The organism is Kribbella kalugense (genome assembly GCF_004365875.1).
GTDB classification, from domain to species: domain Bacteria; phylum Actinomycetota; class Actinomycetes; order Propionibacteriales; family Kribbellaceae; genus Kribbella; species Kribbella kalugense.
On record NZ_SODF01000002.1, the window covers coordinates 2,479,081 to 2,495,242 of the forward strand.

18 protein-coding genes are annotated in these 16,162 nt (G+C 67.4%); 9 read left to right on the forward strand and 9 right to left on the reverse strand.

Annotated features, from left to right (window positions below; all coding sequences use genetic code 11):
- The first annotated feature begins 19 nt into the window (after positions 1-19).
- Together EV650_RS29770 and EV650_RS29775 are read left to right on the forward strand one after the other, a co-directional pair.
- The gene (locus tag EV650_RS29770; RefSeq protein ID WP_166678311.1) at positions 20-943 is read left to right on the forward strand and encodes a sigma-70 family RNA polymerase sigma factor; all 924 of its coding nucleotides are present in this window, start codon (positions 20-22) and stop codon (positions 941-943) included.
- A 67-nt stretch (positions 944-1,010) separates the two neighbouring features.
- Positions 1,011-1,694, forward strand: a complete 684-nt coding sequence (locus EV650_RS29775) for a GOLPH3/VPS74 family protein (protein WP_134122278.1) — start codon at positions 1,011-1,013, stop codon at positions 1,692-1,694.
- Here EV650_RS29775 and EV650_RS29780 read toward each other — a convergent pair.
- The 3 genes from EV650_RS29780 to EV650_RS29790 all read right to left on the reverse strand — a co-directional run bounded on the left by EV650_RS29780 (position 1,691) and on the right by EV650_RS29790 (position 5,347).
- Positions 1,691-3,286 carry an acyl-CoA synthetase gene (locus EV650_RS29780; RefSeq protein ID WP_134122279.1) on the reverse strand — a complete coding sequence of 532 codons (1,596 nt, stop codon included), beginning with the start codon at positions 3,284-3,286 and terminating at the stop codon, positions 1,691-1,693. The two genes, EV650_RS29775 and EV650_RS29780, sit on opposite strands and share 4 nt — an antisense overlap.
- 10 nt (positions 3,287-3,296) lie before the next feature.
- Positions 3,297-4,421, reverse strand: a complete 1,125-nt coding sequence (locus EV650_RS29785) for a DUF5938 domain-containing protein (RefSeq protein WP_134122280.1) — start codon at positions 4,419-4,421, stop codon at positions 3,297-3,299.
- 119 nt (positions 4,422-4,540) lie between these two features.
- A complete protein-coding gene (locus EV650_RS29790) occupies positions 4,541-5,347 on the reverse strand; it encodes an SDR family NAD(P)-dependent oxidoreductase (RefSeq protein WP_134122281.1) in 807 nt (268 codons plus the stop codon).
- A gap of 173 nt (positions 5,348-5,520) precedes the next feature.
- Here EV650_RS29790 and EV650_RS29795 point away from each other — a divergent pair, with 173 nt between their 5' ends.
- Positions 5,521-6,147 carry a TetR/AcrR family transcriptional regulator gene (locus tag EV650_RS29795; protein ID WP_134122282.1) on the forward strand — a complete coding sequence of 209 codons (627 nt, stop codon included), beginning with the start codon at positions 5,521-5,523 and terminating at the stop codon, positions 6,145-6,147.
- On the opposite strand, the gene EV650_RS29800 is transcribed toward EV650_RS29795, so the two are convergent.
- Positions 6,148-6,699 (reverse strand): hypothetical protein, encoded by a 552-nt coding sequence (locus tag EV650_RS29800; RefSeq protein WP_238174523.1) that lies wholly within the window; start codon positions 6,697-6,699, stop codon positions 6,148-6,150.
- Between the two features lie 20 nt (positions 6,700-6,719).
- A complete protein-coding gene (deoD, locus tag EV650_RS29805) occupies positions 6,720-7,433 on the reverse strand; it encodes a purine-nucleoside phosphorylase (protein ID WP_134122283.1) in 714 nt (237 codons plus the stop codon).
- A 39-nt stretch (positions 7,434-7,472) separates the two neighbouring features.
- Between deoD and nudC the strand changes: the two genes are divergently transcribed.
- Positions 7,473-8,396, forward strand: a complete 924-nt coding sequence (gene nudC, locus EV650_RS29810) for an NAD(+) diphosphatase (RefSeq protein WP_238174524.1) — start codon at positions 7,473-7,475, stop codon at positions 8,394-8,396.
- Positions 8,397-8,403: 7 nt separating this feature from the next.
- Here the strand turns inward: nudC and EV650_RS29815 are convergent, their stop codons facing one another.
- Both EV650_RS29815 and EV650_RS29820 read right to left on the reverse strand, forming a co-directional pair.
- Positions 8,404-10,743, reverse strand: a complete 2,340-nt coding sequence (locus EV650_RS29815; protein ID WP_238174525.1) for an NHL repeat-containing protein — start codon at positions 10,741-10,743, stop codon at positions 8,404-8,406.
- 117 nt (positions 10,744-10,860) lie between these two features.
- Entirely contained in the window at positions 10,861-11,100 is a 240-nt protein-coding gene (locus EV650_RS29820) for a mycoredoxin (protein WP_134122285.1), read from the reverse strand.
- A 101-nt stretch (positions 11,101-11,201) separates the two neighbouring features.
- On the opposite strand from EV650_RS29820, the gene EV650_RS29825 reads away from it, so the two are divergent.
- From EV650_RS29825 to EV650_RS29840, 4 genes are all read left to right on the forward strand, one after another.
- Positions 11,202-13,319 carry an ATP-dependent DNA helicase UvrD2 gene (locus EV650_RS29825; protein WP_134122286.1) on the forward strand — a complete coding sequence of 706 codons (2,118 nt, stop codon included), beginning with the start codon at positions 11,202-11,204 and terminating at the stop codon, positions 13,317-13,319.
- A 382-nt stretch (positions 13,320-13,701) separates the two neighbouring features.
- Entirely contained in the window at positions 13,702-13,902 is a 201-nt protein-coding gene (locus EV650_RS29830) for a hypothetical protein (protein WP_134122287.1), read from the forward strand.
- 152 nt (positions 13,903-14,054) lie between these two features.
- Positions 14,055-14,342 carry a WhiB family transcriptional regulator gene (locus EV650_RS29835; RefSeq protein WP_130383944.1) on the forward strand — a complete coding sequence of 96 codons (288 nt, stop codon included), beginning with the start codon at positions 14,055-14,057 and terminating at the stop codon, positions 14,340-14,342.
- A gap of 32 nt (positions 14,343-14,374) precedes the next feature.
- Entirely contained in the window at positions 14,375-14,593 is a 219-nt protein-coding gene (locus EV650_RS29840) for a putative WhiB-interacting protein (protein WP_238174526.1), read from the forward strand.
- Positions 14,594-14,661: 68 nt separating this feature from the next.
- Here EV650_RS29840 and EV650_RS29845 read toward each other — a convergent pair whose 3' ends face one another.
- On the reverse strand, positions 14,662-15,186 hold the full coding sequence (locus EV650_RS29845; RefSeq protein WP_134122288.1) for an NUDIX hydrolase: 525 nt from the start codon (positions 15,184-15,186) through the stop codon (positions 14,662-14,664).
- An 18-nt stretch (positions 15,187-15,204) separates the two neighbouring features.
- On the opposite strand from EV650_RS29845, the gene EV650_RS40490 reads away from it, so the two are divergent.
- A complete protein-coding gene (locus tag EV650_RS40490) occupies positions 15,205-15,372 on the forward strand; it encodes a hypothetical protein (protein ID WP_202874974.1) in 168 nt (55 codons plus the stop codon).
- Position 15,373: 1 nt separating this feature from the next.
- On the opposite strand, the gene EV650_RS29850 is transcribed toward EV650_RS40490, so the two are convergent.
- The gene (locus EV650_RS29850; RefSeq protein WP_134122289.1) at positions 15,374-16,159 is read right to left on the reverse strand and encodes a DUF899 domain-containing protein; all 786 of its coding nucleotides are present in this window, start codon (positions 16,157-16,159) and stop codon (positions 15,374-15,376) included.
- Between the last annotated feature and the right edge of the window lie 3 nt (positions 16,160-16,162).

The window sequence follows — 16,162 nt, forward strand, 5'->3', positions numbered from 1 at the left end:
CGTCCAGACTGGTATGACCATGACCGACGCACTCGACCTGCCAGAGCTGAAGGCCGCCCGCACAGCACGGCGGGAGTTTCTCGACCGCCTGGAGCCGCTGCGCTCCGACCTGTACAAGTACTGCCGTCGGCTGACCGGCAACGCGTTCGACGCCGAGGACCTGGTGCAGGAGTCGCTGGCCCGCGCGTTCACCCAGGCGGCGCAGGCGCACAGCCCGATCGCCAACCCGCGGGCATGGCTCTTTCGCGTCGCCACCAACGCGTTCGTCGACAGCTACCGCAAGCAGACGCCCGTCCTCGTCGACGCGCTGGAGCAGGCCGCACCGGACACCGCCGACCCAGTGGAGGTCCGCGACGCCTGGGCCGAGCTCGTGACTCTTCTCCCGCCGCAGGAGCGCGCCGCACTCGCGCTGAAGGATCTGTTCGGCTTCACACTCACCGAGGTTGCAGATGTACTGCGTACCTCGGTCGGAGCCGTCAAAGCCGCACTACACCGCGGTCGCGGCCGCCTGGCCGCCCCGGACCGCAGCCGCTCTAAGCGTGAGGCTCCAGACCGCCGACTGCTCGATGCGGTAGCCGACGCGTTCACGGCTTACGACGTACCGCGGTTGACCGCACTCCTGCTCGCCGACGCGGACAGCGAGATCCTCGGCGTACTGACGGAGTACGGCGCCGACAACATCAGCCAGGGCTCGATCGAGCACACCCTGGACGTCACCAAGCCGTACCGCTATACCGCCGAGGTCGTGGACCTGTGGAATGAGCCCGTCATCCTCATCCGCACGGTCCGCGATGGCCGGCGAGCTGTGAACGACCTGATGCGCCTGACCACCGAAGACGGCAAAGTGCGGTCGATCCGCTGGTACTACTTCTCCCCGGGCTTCCTCACGGAAGTAGCAGCCACCCTCGGCGAGCCGGTGGAGCTCAACGGCCACCACTACTAAAGGCGGACACCCCAGGTAGCCCGCGCGGCGGATGTGCGGTAGCGCGGGTCCTGCCTACGGTGGTGGCATGTTGATCGCCGAGGACCTGCTGCTACTCCTGTACGACGACGAGACCGGCAAGCCGATCACCGGGTCGCCAGGGCTGGACTACGCCTTGGCAGGTGCGGTGCTGATCGAGCTGACCCTGCAGGGCAAGCTGGACATCACTGGCGAGGGCACAGGCGAGAAGCCGGGCCGATTGAAGGTGCTGGACGGTTCGCCGACCGGTGACCCGATCCTGGACGAGCGGCTCTCGTTCGTGGTCGACAAGCCCGGTAAGAAGCCGAAGGACCAGGTCGGACGGCTGTCCAAGCACCTGCGTGACCAGCTGCTGGCCAGGCTGGCGGAGCGCGGTGTCCTGGAGGCGGACGAGGGCAAGGTACTCGGCCTGTTCCCGGTGACACGTTGGCCGGCGAAGGATGCACGGCACGAGGCGGAGGTGCGTTCCCAGCTGGAGAGCGTGCTGAAGGTCGGTACGGCGCCGAACGAGCGCACCGGCGCCTTGATCGCCCTGCTCAGCGCGCTGAACGTCGTACCGAAGGTTGTCACGGATGCGGTGGACAAGCGTGCGCTGAAGCAGCGGGCGAAGGAGATCGCGGACTCCGACTGGGCCGCGGCCGCGGTGAAGAAGGCGGTCGCAGAGATGCAAGCCGCCATCACCGCCGCGATCGTCGTCGCCAGCTCAACCGCTGCCGCCTCCGGAAGTAGCTAAGCGCCGCTGCGCGGGGGAGTGGCCAGAGACTCCCCCGCGCCGAGGCGGGCCTTGATGTCCGGCTTGAGGACCTTGCCGACCTTGGAACGAGGCAGGTCGGGCCAGACCAGCACTTCCTTGGGCGCCTTGACGCTGCCGATGCGTTCCTTGGCAAAGGCGATCAGCTCGGCTGCATCGACCACGCTGCCCGGCTGGAGTTGTACGACGGCAACGACTCGCTCGCCCCACTTCTCGTCGGGCTGTCCGATCACGGCGCAGTCCCGGACGGCGGCGTGCGCCATCAGGGCCTGTTCGACCTCGGTCGAGTACACGTTGAAGCCGCCGGTGATGATCATGTCTTTCGCCCGGTCGACGATGTACAGGTAGTTCTCGTCGTCCAGGTAGCCGATGTCCCCCGTGTGGTGCCAGCCGTACGCCGACGCCGCATCGGTCGCCTCCGGGTTCTTGTAGTACCCCTTCATCACCAGTGAGCCGCGGACGACGATCTCACCTCGCTCGCCCGAGGAAAGGAGATCGCCGTCCGCGCCCATGATCGCCACCGTGACCAGCGGCGACGGCCGCCCGGCCGACGACAGACGTCCGCGGGCAATGTTGCCCGCGGCATCGAAGTGTGCGGCCGGCGGCAGGACTGAGATCATCATCGGCGCCTCGGTCTGCCCGAACAGCTGCGCCATCGGGCCGATCCGCTGCAAGGCCTCCTCGAGACGAGCGACCGACATCGGCGCGGCGCCGTACCAGAAGCACCGCAACGACGACAGGTCCGTGGAGTCCAGCTCCTCGGCCGCCAGCACCATGTAGATCAGCGTCGGCGGCAAGAACGTGTGCGTCACCCCGTGTCGCGGTATCAGCTCCAGGAAGGCGTGGACGTCGGGAGTCCGCATGATCACGATCTCCCCGCCGGACGCGAGCACCGGGAAGCACAGCACTCCGGCCGCGTGCGTCAACGGCGCCAGCGCCAGATAGACCGGCCGCTCACCGAACGGGTACCCGATCAGCGTCAGCGCGGTCATCGCCTCGAGATTGCTGTTGCCGAGCATCACTCCCTTCGGACGCCCAGTGGTGCCACCGGTCCCGACGATCATGGCCAGATCGTCCGGGTCGGTCAGATCGGGCGCCGGTTGGGACGCGCCCCCGCAGAACGCGTCCCAACCGACGATTCTCCGGCCGCTGGGGTGGGGGTCTGGGCCGGAGTCTTCGGGCTTCCCGTCGAGACACACGAACGTGTGCACCTTCGGCAGCAAGTCCCTGATTCGGTCCACCAGCGGCGTGAACGCCTCCTGGTAGATCAGTACTTCGCAGTCGAACTGGTCGAGCAGCTCACGGTTCTCCGCGGCCTCGTTGCGTGGGTTGATCGGGCACCAGATCGCACCGGCCCGGCTGATCCCGAACACGCAGCTGAACGCCACCGGGTCGTTCGAGGACAGGATCGCGACCTTGCCGCCCGGTCGTACGCCGCTCGCCGCGAGCGCCCCCGCGATCCGGTACGACAGCTCCTGAACCTCGGCGTACGACAGTGTCTCGCCGTCCGTGGTCAGGCAGGCCGCATCCGGGCCGAGCGAGGCACCCTTGTCGAGGTAGTCGACCAGTCGCACAACGAACCCCTTAGCGCTGCACAGTCAGCTGTGGCTCGGACACCAGCCCGAAGCTCCGCAGTACGCCGAGCAACTCGCGGTGACCGAACGCCTGGCAACCACTCGCGAACCCGACCCGCTTCGGTGGCGTCTGCAGCAACGAGTACGCCGCGTACGCCTGAAGCAGTCCGGTCTGCTGGTAGTTGCTGTTGCCGTGGATGACGCAGTGCGCGCGCCCGAGCGGTCCGGAGGCATGCACCGAGTCCAGCGACTTGTTGACCCGCGGGTTCTCGCGTGGCGGCATGCTGTCCATCACCTGACGCGCGGTCGCGGTCAGCGCCTCGTTGCGGTCGTCCGGAGACATGTCCTTCGTCGCTTCCAGTGCGGCCGCGACGATCTGCGGTACGCCGTTCATGAGCGCTGCGTTGAAGACACCGCCCTGCGCCTTGCAGTTGGCCACTCGTGGATCGCGCCTGAACCAGACCGGGTGCGACGTGCCGCCCCACGGCAGTGACAGCGCCAGCTCGTGCTGTCCTGGCACTACTAGTGGCACCAGACCCTGCTCGGGGAACTCGACGTACGCATTCTGCTCCAGGAAGTGCGCCTTCGACGTCGCTGCGTTCACCAGGATCGTGCGAGTCGAAGCGATGGTCGGACTGCCGCCCCAGAACACTGCGATGTCCAGCGTGTCCAGGCCGGGCTCTTCCAGGCACAGCTGCGCGGCGATCTCACCAGTCGTGTACATCTGCGCGACACCTGGTGCCAGCAGCAGGCCGGCTTCGGCGAACTGAGCGCCGTACTTCTCGTCGCAGGTGATCAGCCAGTCCTGCTCACCAGATGTGTCGGTGTAGTGCGCACCTGCTGCGAGTGCTGCTTCTACTGCCGCAGGGCCGAGCTCGCTGAACGGTCCGACCGTGTTGAGTACGACGGACGCGCCTTTGAACACATCGGTCAGTGACGCGAGGTCATGGTCGACTGCGGTGATCTCGTAGTCCGCTGTCTCGATACCGGGGACGTTCGCCTCCATCGAGGCCGTCAGCGTGTCCTTGCTACGACCAGCTGCGACGAACGGCACGTGGTAGTGGCGCAGGTACTCACACACGAGACGCCCGGTGTAGCCGGACGCGCCGTACACGACGACGGGTTTGCTGGTCATTGGGCCTCCCGGCCTGGACTGAGGAGTGGAGGGAGCGAAGCGACCGGAGCGACGAGGGAAGGCCGGGAGTTACAGCCCAATGACCCGCCGCGCCGGAGGCGCGGCATCAATACAGTCATCTACATCCCCATTCCGCCGTCGACGGGCAGGCCGATGCCGGTGATGAAGCGCGCCTCGTTCGACGCGAGGAAGACGACCGCGTCGGCCATGTCGGAGACCTCGCCGAGCCGGCCGGCCGGGGTCAGGCCGATCACCGCGGCGACCGCGGCTTCCGGGGACTCGAACAGTCCGATCTCGGCGCAGTCGTTGGCCAGACCCGCGCCCATCGCGGTCGGCACCAGGCCGGGGTAGATGCTGTTGACGCGGACGCCGTACCCGAGCTTGCCGGACTCCATCGCTGCGACGCGGGTGAGCCGGTCGATCCCGGACTTGGTCGCGGAGTAGACCGCGATACCTGGGAAGGCGATCGTCGCCGCGACCGAGGCGACGTTGATGATCGCGCCACCCTGGCCGGCCAGGCCGTCGGGGCGCATGGTTCGCAGCCCCCACTTGACGCCGAGGATGGAGCCGAGCAGGTTCACCTCGAGCATCTTGCGGGCGTCGTCCGCGGTCACCTCGGTGAGCAGGCTGGTGATCTCCACGCCCGCGTTGTTCACCAGGATGTCCAGGCCACCGAGGATGTCGTTGGCCGCGACGACCGCGTTCTCCCAGCTGCCGTCGTCGGTGACGTCGTGCGCGACGAATCCGTTGCCGGCGCCGTACTCCTGGTCGAGGGCGTCGGCGACGGCCTCGCCGGTGTCCTTCTGGATGTCGCTGATCACGACTTTGGCGCCGGCTGCCGCGAGGGCCTTGGCCATACCCTCACCGAGGCCCTGGGCACCGCCGGTGACGAGGGCCTTCCGGCCGGAGAGATCGAGTGAACCCATCTGATGCTCCTTCTTGCTCACAGGACGCACTGGCTGTTTCACACTCTGGCCAGGTCTTTGACAGTCGTCAAGACTTTGTTTGACACTTGTCAAGAAATCTCCCCGCCACAGGACGCGCCTGGCCTGTGGCGGGGTACCCTGACGCAACGACGATCAGGAGGGCGGTGGTGGCGATGGCGACAGCAGAGTCGGAGCGGCCGGCCCGGGTTTCCGGGATCGACAAGATCGAGCGCCGCCGGATCGCGCTGGCCGAGTCCGCGCTGAAGACCCTCGGTGAGCTCGGGTACGCCCGGACCAGCCTGCGGGAGATCGCGAACAACTCCGAGTTCACCCACGGCGTCGTGCACTACTACTTCCGCGACAAGATCGACCTGATCAGCTACTGCGTGCGCTACTACAAGACCAAGTGCGCCCGGCGGTACGACGAAGTGGTCGAGACCGCCGGATCCGGCGACGAACTCGTGACCGGGTTCCTGGCCAAGATGATCCAGACGCTGGTCGAAGAGACCCCGATGCACAAGCTCTGGTACGACCTGCGCGCCCAGAGCATGTTCGAGGAGCAGCTCCGCCCGGACGTCGAGGCGATCGACCAGCTGCTCGAAGAGATGATCTGGCGGATCCTCAGCCGGTACGCCGATCTCACCGGGACCGCGCCGACCGTCGACGCCCCAACGGCGTACGCCCTGGTCGACGGACTGTTCGAGCAGGCCGTGGTCGGCTACGCCGCGAACCCGGACAAGACCCCGGACCTGCTGACCGATCGGCTCCTGCAGGTCCTGCCCAAGCTCGTCGCAGCCTAGCTACTCAGCTCCGCAGTCCACCTTGCAGAGCTTGTCTGTCAGGGTGAGGATCGCGCCCGGCTGGTCGGACTCCGACTCGGTCGAGAACTCGACGGTCCAGTTGCCTGCCGTGGTCTGCGCCGACGCCTTGCCCTGCTGCTGCTTCAACCAGTCGGCGATCTGGCCGCGTGGGTTCACGTGGGCCAGCTCCAGCGCCTGCGGTGCGAAGTCGGCCAGCTTCGTCGTCGCCTCTGCTGCCACACCGGTCGCCTGCAGTGAGAGCACTGGCGGGCGCGGTTGTTTTCCGATCAGCACCTGGATCGACGTAGCGCCCTGAGCGCAGGTCTGGTAGGCCTCGTCGGTGCTGCACGTGTAGCCCTTGCCGGTGAAGGCTGCGACGACCTGTGCGGTCGTGAGGTCCGGCAGCTTCTCCTCCGGACCAGACTGCGTGTTGCTAGCGCCCGGAGTACCAGACGCGCTGGTAGTCGAGCCGGGCGTGTTGCCTGCCTTGTCGTCCGCCTTGCTGCCTGAGCAGGACGTCGTACCGATCAGGATCACGGCGCACGCCAGCACGGCGGCGCCGTACCGCGGGGTCAGACCGGCACCTCGATCGCCGCGTCGAGGGCGATCGTGATCATCTCGGAGAAGGTCGTCTGGCGCTCCTCGGCCGTCGTCTCCTCCTTGGTGATCAGGTGGTCCGACACCGTCATGATGCCGAGCGCGCGACGGCCGAACTTCGCCGCCAGCGTGTAGAGCGCTGACGCCTCCATCTCGATCCCCAGTACGCCGTACTCCGCGGTCCGCGCCACCAGGTCCGCTCGGTCGTTGTAGAACAGGTCGCCGGAGAACACCTGGCCGACGTGCACGTTCAGGTTGGCCGCCTCGGCCGCGTCCACCGCCGCGCGGAGCAACTTGTAGTCCGCGGTCGGCGCGTAGTCGATGCCGTGGAAGCGCAGCCGGTTCATCTGCGAGTCGGTGCTCGCGGACATCGCCACGATCACGTCGCGGACCCGGACGGCCTCGGTCAGCGCACCGCACGTCCCGACCCGGATCAGGGTCTGTACGTCGTACTCCGCGAACAGCTCGTTCGCGTAGATGGACGCGGACGGCTGGCCCATGCCGGAGCCCTGCACGGAGATCCGCTCACCCTTGTAGTTGCCGGTGAACCCGAACATGTTCCGGATCTCGGTGTAGCAGATCACGTCGGACAGGTAGGTCTCCGCGATCCACTTGGCCCGCAGTGGATCCCCGGGGAACAGCACCCGCGGAGCGATCTGCCCCTTCTCGGCGGCGATGTGAATACTCATGCGGGGATGCTCTCACGGTGCCGGGGTAGGTTGGCTCACGTGGCCTATTCCATCGCTTCCGGTTCGCTAGCCCTGTCCCGGTCCGTCCTGGACCGCGCCGCCGACCGCCGCCGTGACGACGACTGGCTGGAGAAGGCCTGGGCCGCCGACGACACCCAGGTGGTCGTAGTCGCCGGTGACCAGCTGCTGGTGAACTCCGAGCGCACCGGACTGGAGCTGCTGACGCCGGCGGACGCACCGGAAGGCATGCGGATCTTCCTGGGCATCGACCGCGAGTCCGGCGCCGGTCAGACCGCTGAGGGCCGTGCAGTCTTCGGTGTGCTCACCGAAGCAGAGCCAGACGAGTCGTACGGCGGACTCCGCGAGCTGGGCGCCCTCCTGGACGACCGCGAAGCCGGTATCGCCGTCAACGTGATCGGACTGGCCAACTGGCACGCCGTCCACACCCACTGCGCCAACTGCGGTGCGCACACCGAGGTCATCGAGGCAGGCCACGTTCGGCACTGCCCGGTCTGCGGCCGGAGTCATTTCCCGCGCAGCGACCCGGCGATCATCGTGCTCGTCACCGACGACCAGGACCGCGCACTACTAGGGCGCAACGAGGCCTGGCCGGTCGGCCGCTACTCGACGCTGGCCGGCTTCGTCGAGCCCGGTGAGTCGCTCGAGGCCGCCGTACGGCGTGAGGTGCTGGAAGAGAGTGGTGTCGTCGTCGGACCCGAGATCGACTACGCCGGCAGTCAGCCGTGGCCACTGCCCGCCAGCCTGATGCTCGGGTTCTACGCGAAGGCGACCGGTTTCGACATCGAGGTGGACCAGGACGAGATCGCCGAGGCGAAATGGTTCACCCGGGAGGACGTTCGTGCGCTGGTCGAAGCCGGCACGATGGCCCTCCCGGGTGCGATCTCGATCTCCCGCCGCCTGATCGAAGGCTGGTACGGCGAGAGCCTCACCGGTAGCTGGTGACTAGGTCCTACCGGCCCACGTTCGACCGGGCCGCGGCGACCCTGATCAGGACGCCCTCCCAACGCTCCACCGTGCCGGCCTTCTCGAGCTCACGGAGCTTCCGGTCGACAGCGAGGACGTAGGCGGCGTGGCTCGGCCAGTCCGCCTTGGCGCTCGGCAGTGTGTCGGTCAGCGTGCAGCCGTAGATCAGGAAGCGGTTCGACACGTGGCTGTCGATGTTCCCCGTCCAGACTGTCGCCCTGACGTCCGACTGCGGACACGAATCGACCGGTGGGGTGTACGACGCCAGGTTGGTCGGGTTGGTGAAGCCGTCCGGCCGCAGCAGCGTGTAGTAGGTGCCGTCCGGTGTCTGCGTGAGTCGGTTGAGACCGCGGTCGCGCAGAATGGTTGTGTGGCCGCTGAGGATGTCCAGGACGAACAGTCGCCCGCCGGTCACGCCGTACAGGTAGCCGTCCCGCCAGGACAATGCGCCGTCCTGCGAGCCAGTCGCTCCGGCGAACACGGTCAGCGTCCGTAGTACTTCACCGGTCGACGGACTGACGACAAACACGATGCCGTCGGCCAGACCCCAGATGTTGCCGTCCGGTCCGGTGATCAGCTCGTTGATGCTGGCCGCACCGGGCACCGGGACGATGTCGGTGAGCACCTGTCCCGTCGCCGGGTCCACCTTGACCAGGTGCGCCTCGGTAGCCCGCGGGTCGGTGCCCTGACCGCCTTCGATGCTGGAGCCGGCCCACACGTCCGCACCCGCAGGCAGGATGGATGCGATCGTCTGGTCGGTCACCAGGTTGCGGTAGACGGTGTGGCTGCCGGTCGGTACGTCGTACACGGTCAGCGCGCCGCCATACTCGCCGTACGCCGGTGTGGTGCCGACGTACACGTGGTTGCCGTCAGGGACTACCGAGACCGGCCTGTTCTGGTGGTCGCTGTCGACCAGGCTGAACAGTTCCTTCGGGTTGGTCGTGCTGTCCGGTAGCGCCGGGTCCCAGAGCGACAAACGGCCGTACGGATAGATACCGACGTACATCTTGCCGGTGCCGTCCCAGGCCCAGCCCTCGACCTGTCCCTGCCGGGTGGTGACGGTGGACTTGCCGGTCGCCGGGTCGTAGATGGCTGTCGAGCCGTTCAGGTAGACGTTGACGAACACCTTGCCCGTGACGGGGTCGGCCAGCTCGTGCATGAGCGGCGACGGCACGTACATGAACGGCGAGCTCCACTGCGCCAGCGTCCCGTCCGCGGGGTTGTAGCGGAACGTCCCACCGGAGTAGTTGCCAGCCAGGCCATAAAGCACGGGTACGCCGTTCTCCGTCACCCAGCCGTAGCCGATGGAGGCGCCACGGGTCAGCGTGCGCGGTGGCGAGACCGGACCGACCGTGTTGGTGTCCAGGTCGTAGTGCGTGAGGGCCAGGGTGTTGTTGGTGAAGTACACGCCACCCGGTCCGGCCGCGGAGACTCCACGGGCAGCGATCGGGTAGTCCATCACCTGCTGGCCGGTCGTGGCGTCGGTGTACTTGATCTGCTCACCGGTGACCGCGTCGACCACGACCAGCCGGCTGCTGGCGTTCGCGAACACCTTGCCGCCGGCGTAGTCCAGATCGATGAAGTCCTTGGCCGTCGTACCCGGGGGAGTGATGTCCTCGACCGCCTTGGTGTCCACGTCGATCCGCAGCAGGCGGGCGTTCGGAGTGGAGACTCCGACGAACAGCTTGCGGTGATCCGGGTCGTAGACCGTGGACCGCGCGTACTGCTGCACCGGGTCGAGTGAGCCGTAGTCGGTGACCTGTCCGGTGGACGGGTCGTACTTGAAGGCGTGTGCGGTCGGGTAGGTCCCGGCGTACACGTTGCCCTCCGCGTCGGCGGTGAGGCCGTAGATCTGGGACTCGCCCGGAATGGGCTGGCCCAGGTCGGTCACCTCGCCGGTGACGGGGCTGTAGCGGTACAGGTGCGCGTACGGGTACGTGCCGAGGTAGACGTCCCCGTTCGGCGTGACCACGATCGCCCATCCGCCGGCGGCTCCCGGGAGCGGCACGGTGCGGATCAGCTCATGGGTGTGCAGATCGGCGACGTTGAGACGCGCGTTCTCTCCGGCGGGTACGGCGTACACCACGTCGCGACCGTCGGGGGTGTGGCCGACCGCGCCCTCCATCACGGTCAGCGAGCTGACCGGTGACCCGAGGTCCTTGATGACCTCGTCGGCCGGCGCGAACGGCTTCGTCGGCGGGCCGAGCGGCCAGGTCTCGGACGGGAACGGATCAGGCAGCGGTGGCGCGGCTGTGGCGTGCAGCCCGCCCGTGACGAGCAGGCCGAGAGTGACGACAAGGGTCGTCAGCGCAACGCGACGGTGCACATTAAGAGCGTGACGGCGCGAGAACATGGGCGGACTCCCTGCGACGTAGTTCATCGCAAGGTATAACGGTCATGACCGTAATGTCCATAACTCAGGCGATATGACCTGAGTTCGGTCTCAGGCGGCGAGCTTCTCCGCGACCTGGGCGAGCGACGGGTTCGTCATCGCGGTGCCGTCCGGGAAGACCACCGTCGGCACCGTCTGGTTGCCGTTGTTGACCTTCTCGACCAGCTTGGCCGCCTCCGGGACCTGCTCGATGTCGACCTCGGTGAACTCGATGCCGGCGCGCTTCAGCTGGCCCTTGAGGCGGTGGCAGTAACCGCACCAGGGGGTCGAGTACATCGTGAAAGCAGCCATCGGGCTGACTCCTTCGGGAGTGCGAGGGGTTTTCTGTCGGGCCGCCCGTCTAGGGTTGCCTCGACGTATCCGAACCACGCCGTAGGTGGTGCTGTTCCCGCATGTCTCAGCCCGTGAGCGACTTCACACGATCTGCCTCCCCCGACGGCCTCCTCGAGGCTCTCGACCCGGAGCAGCGGGCGGTCGCGACCTCGTTGCACGGCCCGGTCGTGGTGATGGCCGGCGCGGGCACCGGGAAGACGCGGGCGATCACCCACCGGATCGCGTACGGCGTCCAGACCGGGACCTTCGACCCGGTCCGCGTGCTCGCGGTGACGTTCACCCAGCGGGCCGCGGGGGAGATGCGCGGCCGGCTCGCGCAGCTCGGCGTCCAGGGCGTGCAGGCCCGCACCTTCCACTCGGCCGCGCTCCGGCAGGCCCGGTTCTTCTGGCCGAAGGTGTACGGCGGGGAGCTGCCACCGATCGCGGATCGCAAGTTCCCGCTGCTCACCGAGGCCGCGTCCCGCTGCCGGGTCCGGGTGGACACGCCCGCCCTGCGCGACCTGGCCGGTGAGGTCGAGTGGGCCAAGGTCAGCAACGTCCGCCCGGACGACTACGCCCGCATCGCGCCCAAGTCGGCCCGCACGCTGGCTGCCTTCGACCCGGCCACGATCGCGCGCATCTTCGCGGCGTACGAAGACGTGAAGCTCGAGCGCGGCCGGATCGACCTGGAGGACGTGCTGCTCTGTGCGGTCGCGTTGCTCGCCGAGGACGAGCGGGTGGCGGCGGAGATCCGCCGGCAGTACCGGACGTTCGTCGTGGACGAGTATCAGGACGTGTCGCCGCTGCAGCAGAGTCTGCTCGACCTGTGGCTGGGCGGCCGTGAGGACGTCTGCGTGGTCGGCGATCCGGCGCAGACGATCTATTCGTGGGCCGGTGCCGAGCCGGAGAACCTGGTGCGCTTCGCCTCCCGGCATCCGTCGGCCACAGTGATCAAGCTGGTCCGTGACTACCGGTCGACGCCCCAGATCGTCGACGTGGCGAACAAGATCCTGGACGCGGCCGGTCCGACCGGACTGCCCGGCCGGGTGACGCTGCGGTCGCAGAAGGAGGCCGGTCCGGCTCCGGTGTACCGCGAGTACTCCGATGAGGTCGCAGAGTCGGACGCGGTGGCGCGGGCGGTCGTGCGGCTCCGGGACGAGGGCGCGGCGTTGCGGGACATCGCCGTACTGTTCCGGACCAATGCGCAGTCGGAGAACTTCGAGCAGGCGCTGGCCGAGCGGAAGATCCCGACCGTGCTGAAGGGAGCTGAGCGGTTCTTCGAGCGAGCCGAGATCCGGCAGGCCGCCGTACTACTACGCGGGCAGGCGAAGGCTGGAGAGGTGTCGGACGACCTGGTCACCACCGTGACCGGAGTGCTGGGCGGCGCCGGGTGGAAGCCGGAGCCGCCGACCGGGACCGGGGCAGTGCGGGACCGGTGGGAGTCGCTGAGCGCGCTGGTGACGATGACTTCCGACTTTGCTGCTGCCCACCCTGACGCCCGCCTGCCGGAGCTGATGACTGAGCTGGACCGGCGGGCGTCGATTCAGCATGCGCCACTGGCGGAGGGCGTCACGCTGGCCACCCTGCACGCGGCCAAGGGGCTGGAGTGGGAGAACGTCTTCATCGTCGGAGCACACGAGGGGACGTTGCCGATCGCCTACGCCCAGACGCCGGCGCAGGTCGAGGAGGAGCGGCGACTGTTCTATGTGGGCGTGACGCGGGCGAAGCAGCAGCTGTTCGTCAGCTGGTCCACCTCCCGCTCACCCGGCGGCCGAGGTACGCGCGGCCCGACCAGGTTCCTCGACCCGATCGGCGTCCGTACGGCGCGGACCGAGTGGAACCCGTCGACGCCCGTCAGCCGGGAACGCCCGGCGAGCTCCTCACGCTCCGGCCGCCCGATCCCGAAATGCCGGGTCTGCGGCCGCGGGCTGCTCGACCCCGGCGCCCGCAAGCTCGGCCGCTGCGAGGACTGCCCGTCGAAGATCGACCAGAAGCTGTACGACGCCCTGATCGAATGGCGCACCGAGCAGGCCGAGTCCGAGCGCATGCCGGCCTTCGTCATCCTCACCGACGCGACCCTGACCGCCATCGCCGAAACCAGCCCCGCCGACGAGCAGTCCCTCCGTCAGATTCCGGGCATCGGCCACACCAAGCTGGCGAAGTACGGCGAACACATCCTGATGCTCTGCACCCGCTGACTGCCCTTTCGGGCAAGGCCCCTGCGGAAATCTGTTGCCAGGCACGGGTTCGGCGGCGCACCCTGGAAGACGTGCCGTGTTCTGCTCCTGGCAGACCTGGCAGTTAGGTGACAGAGGCAACGATCCCGGAGCGTGCGGATGGCGCCCCGGAGCGTGCCGGACTGCGTCTGTTTTTGGGGCGGAGGGTGTCGCAGCAGCCAGATTCGGCCGTCGCTGCGGCAACTTCCGGCCAACTTCGCAAACTGGCGATAAATAGTTTGCGGGGCCCGACGAGGTCGGCGTACTGTTCTTTCTGCGGCCGAAGCCTGGCCGAAAACTTCAAACAACCATAGCGATCGAGCTAACCGCCCGCTTCGCGACAACGAGAGGAGGTGCCCTGGAAATGATCACCAACAACACGGCCAAGATGCCGATCAGCGACGTTGTAGCGCTGCCGTGCGCCCCGATTCAGGGTGCCTCGCCGCGACCGCACGTCGCGACCGTTGTCCTCATGGCCTCCGGCTTTGCCCAGATCAAGGGCGGAGCTGTCGGCGATGTGAAGTACGGCGGTTCGGGTTCTCGAGCATGGAGTCCACCGGTCTGACAGACGTCAGAGCCGGCACCTCCAGGCCGCGGAACCCACCAAAGGGTCCCGCGGCCCTTTTGTTTGTCAGACACAGTTTTGGCGGTCATCAACCGTTGACCGTCACGGACGACAAGAGATCAGCAACCGAAAGTCACTGGGAGGTGACCGGAATGAGCGTGAGCTTCCTCGATGTCTTCACCGAGGTGGCAACGTCGCAGGACCTGCCCTGTCGGTCCTACGCGCCAGAACTCTTCTTCGCCGAATCGCCGGCGGACGTCGAGTACGCGAAGTCACTCTGCACGACCTGCCCGTTGCAGGCCGAGTGCCTGGCCGGAGCGCTTGAGCGTTCCGAGCCGTGGGGTGTGTGGGGTGGCCAGCTGTTCGTCCAAGGTGTGGTGGTTCCGCGCAAGCGGCCCCGAGGGCGTCCCCGCAAGAGCGACACCGTTACCGCAGCCTGAACGACACCAACCATCCGAAACGAGTCCGAACGATGACGAACCAGATTTCACACAGGAGAATCGAAATGCATTTACTTCATGAAGATCTCGCCCGTGCTCATTGTCGTGCTTCACTGCACGACGCCGAGCAGAACCGGCGCTTCCGCCTCGCTCACCAGATCGAGAAGGCGCAGAAGCAGGCCGAACGGGCCGGCCGGCGAGCTGAGAGGGCCAGCGCACGCGCGCGCCTCGCACTCGCCCGCCTCGTCTGATCCACCCAGCAGCACAGCCTGACCAGCTGAACGACTGAGGGGCGGCACCCAAAGGGGGTGCCGCCCCTTCAGCGTTCCTGCAGCAACGCCTGCTGGAGCCCGACCAGCGTGATCCCGCTGACGATCTCGTGCCGCGCGATCATCCCGGGTACGTCGGCCAGCGGGATCCACTCGATCCGGTCCGACTCGTTCCGCTCCGTCGGCTCCCCGATCCGTACCGCGCTCCTCGCCTGGAACACGTAGTGCCGCGAATCCATGATCCCGGCGGCCGGCTCGGACCGGATGAGCTCGGTGAGCCCGTCGGCCCGCCACCCGGTCTCCTCCTCGAGCTCCCGCGCCGCCGCGGCCTCCGGGCTCTCACCGGCCTCGATGATCCCCATCGGGAGCTCCCAGGCCCACGTGTCGGTCAGGAACCGGTGCCGCCACATCAGCAGCACGTGCTCGTCCCGGATGACGACCGCGGCGGCGATGTCCTTCAGCCGTACGGCGTGATAGTCGAACCGCTCACCGTCGGGTTGCTCGACGTCCAACCGCCGTACGCTCAGCCACCGATTACCCCAGACCTCGGCCTCATCATGAATCACCCATCGCACCCGGTGCAGACTAGTGCCATGCCAAGAGCTACCTGTGCGTTATGTGGTCAGCAGGCCGAGTCCGAGGACGTGCCGCTGACCTGGATGACCTCGATCGAGGACGGCCGCAAGCTGCTGTACTGCGACCGGTGTGCTCGGGACAACGTCCGCAGCATCGAGGGCAAGCTCGACTCGGTCTACTGGTGAGTCAGTACTGATCGGGGACGCGCATCGCGGGTCCGCCGACGTGCAGCCCGAGCGGCTCCGCCCGTCCTTTCGGCTCCTCCCACGCCTCCTGACGACCGAGGACGGTCAGATCGAGGTACCGGTCGCAGTTGTGGAAGTCCTCGAGACCGCGGCCGAACGTCGAGTACGTGTGGAACACCTCGTCGTCGACCCGGAGGAACGTACTGATCCCCGGCAGCTCATCGCCGTTCATCTCGGCGGTCCAGGGCCCGCCTGACCACGGCGTACCCTTCTGGGTCGCCAGCTCCTCCTGCGTGCGGAAGTGCAGCAGCACCGGCGCGACCCGGTCGTCCAGCGTGGCGTGGAAGTCGTAGTTGAAGTCACTCCCGAACGACGAGTACCACGGAAACGTCCAGCCCAGGCGTTGTTTGAACGCGGCGAGCTTCTCGTGCGGCGCACGTGACACCGCGACCAGCGAGGTGTTGCGCACGTACAACTGGCGCAGGTTGCCGATCTCGTCGGCGGCGGACGAACAGCTCGAACAGGCCTCGTCCCACTCCGGGGCGAACATGAAGTGGTGGACCACCAGTTGGTCCCGCCCATCGAACAGGTCGAGCAGCCCGACCGGTCCGTCGGGACCCTCGAACTTGTACGGCTTGGTGATCCGGACCATCGGCAGCCGGCGGCGTTCGGCGTTGACCTCGTCGCGGGCCTTGGTGACCGCCTTCTCCTTGGTCAGCAGCTCACGACGCGCGGCCAGCCACTCGTCGGCCGACACGACCTCGGGCAGGTTGTCCATCGTCGTCATGGT

Coding starts and splice junctions, on each gene's coding strand:
- EV650_RS29825 (WP_134122286.1), top strand. CDS start 11,202: ATGTCTCAGCCCGTGAGCGACTTCACACGATCTGCCTCCCCCGACGGC.
- EV650_RS29835 (WP_130383944.1), top strand. CDS start 14,055: ATGAGCGTGAGCTTCCTCGATGTCTTCACCGAGGTGGCAACGTCGCAG.
- EV650_RS29830 (WP_134122287.1), top strand. CDS start 13,702: ATGATCACCAACAACACGGCCAAGATGCCGATCAGCGACGTTGTAGCG.
- EV650_RS29785 (WP_134122280.1), bottom strand. CDS start 4,421: ATGACCAGCAAACCCGTCGTCGTGTACGGCGCGTCCGGCTACACCGGG.
- EV650_RS40490 (WP_202874974.1), top strand. CDS start 15,205: ATGCCAAGAGCTACCTGTGCGTTATGTGGTCAGCAGGCCGAGTCCGAG.
- EV650_RS29770 (WP_166678311.1), top strand. CDS start 20: ATGACCGACGCACTCGACCTGCCAGAGCTGAAGGCCGCCCGCACAGCA.
- EV650_RS29790 (WP_134122281.1), bottom strand. CDS start 5,347: ATGGGTTCACTCGATCTCTCCGGCCGGAAGGCCCTCGTCACCGGCGGT.
- EV650_RS29775 (WP_134122278.1), top strand. CDS start 1,011: ATGTTGATCGCCGAGGACCTGCTGCTACTCCTGTACGACGACGAGACC.
- EV650_RS29795 (WP_134122282.1), top strand. CDS start 5,521: ATGGCGACAGCAGAGTCGGAGCGGCCGGCCCGGGTTTCCGGGATCGAC.
- EV650_RS29850 (WP_134122289.1), bottom strand. CDS start 16,159: ATGACGACGATGGACAACCTGCCCGAGGTCGTGTCGGCCGACGAGTGG.
- deoD (WP_134122283.1), bottom strand. CDS start 7,433: ATGAGTATTCACATCGCCGCCGAGAAGGGGCAGATCGCTCCGCGGGTG.
- EV650_RS29820 (WP_134122285.1), bottom strand. CDS start 11,100: ATGGCTGCTTTCACGATGTACTCGACCCCCTGGTGCGGTTACTGCCAC.
- EV650_RS29840 (WP_238174526.1), top strand. CDS start 14,375: ATGACGAACCAGATTTCACACAGGAGAATCGAAATGCATTTACTTCAT.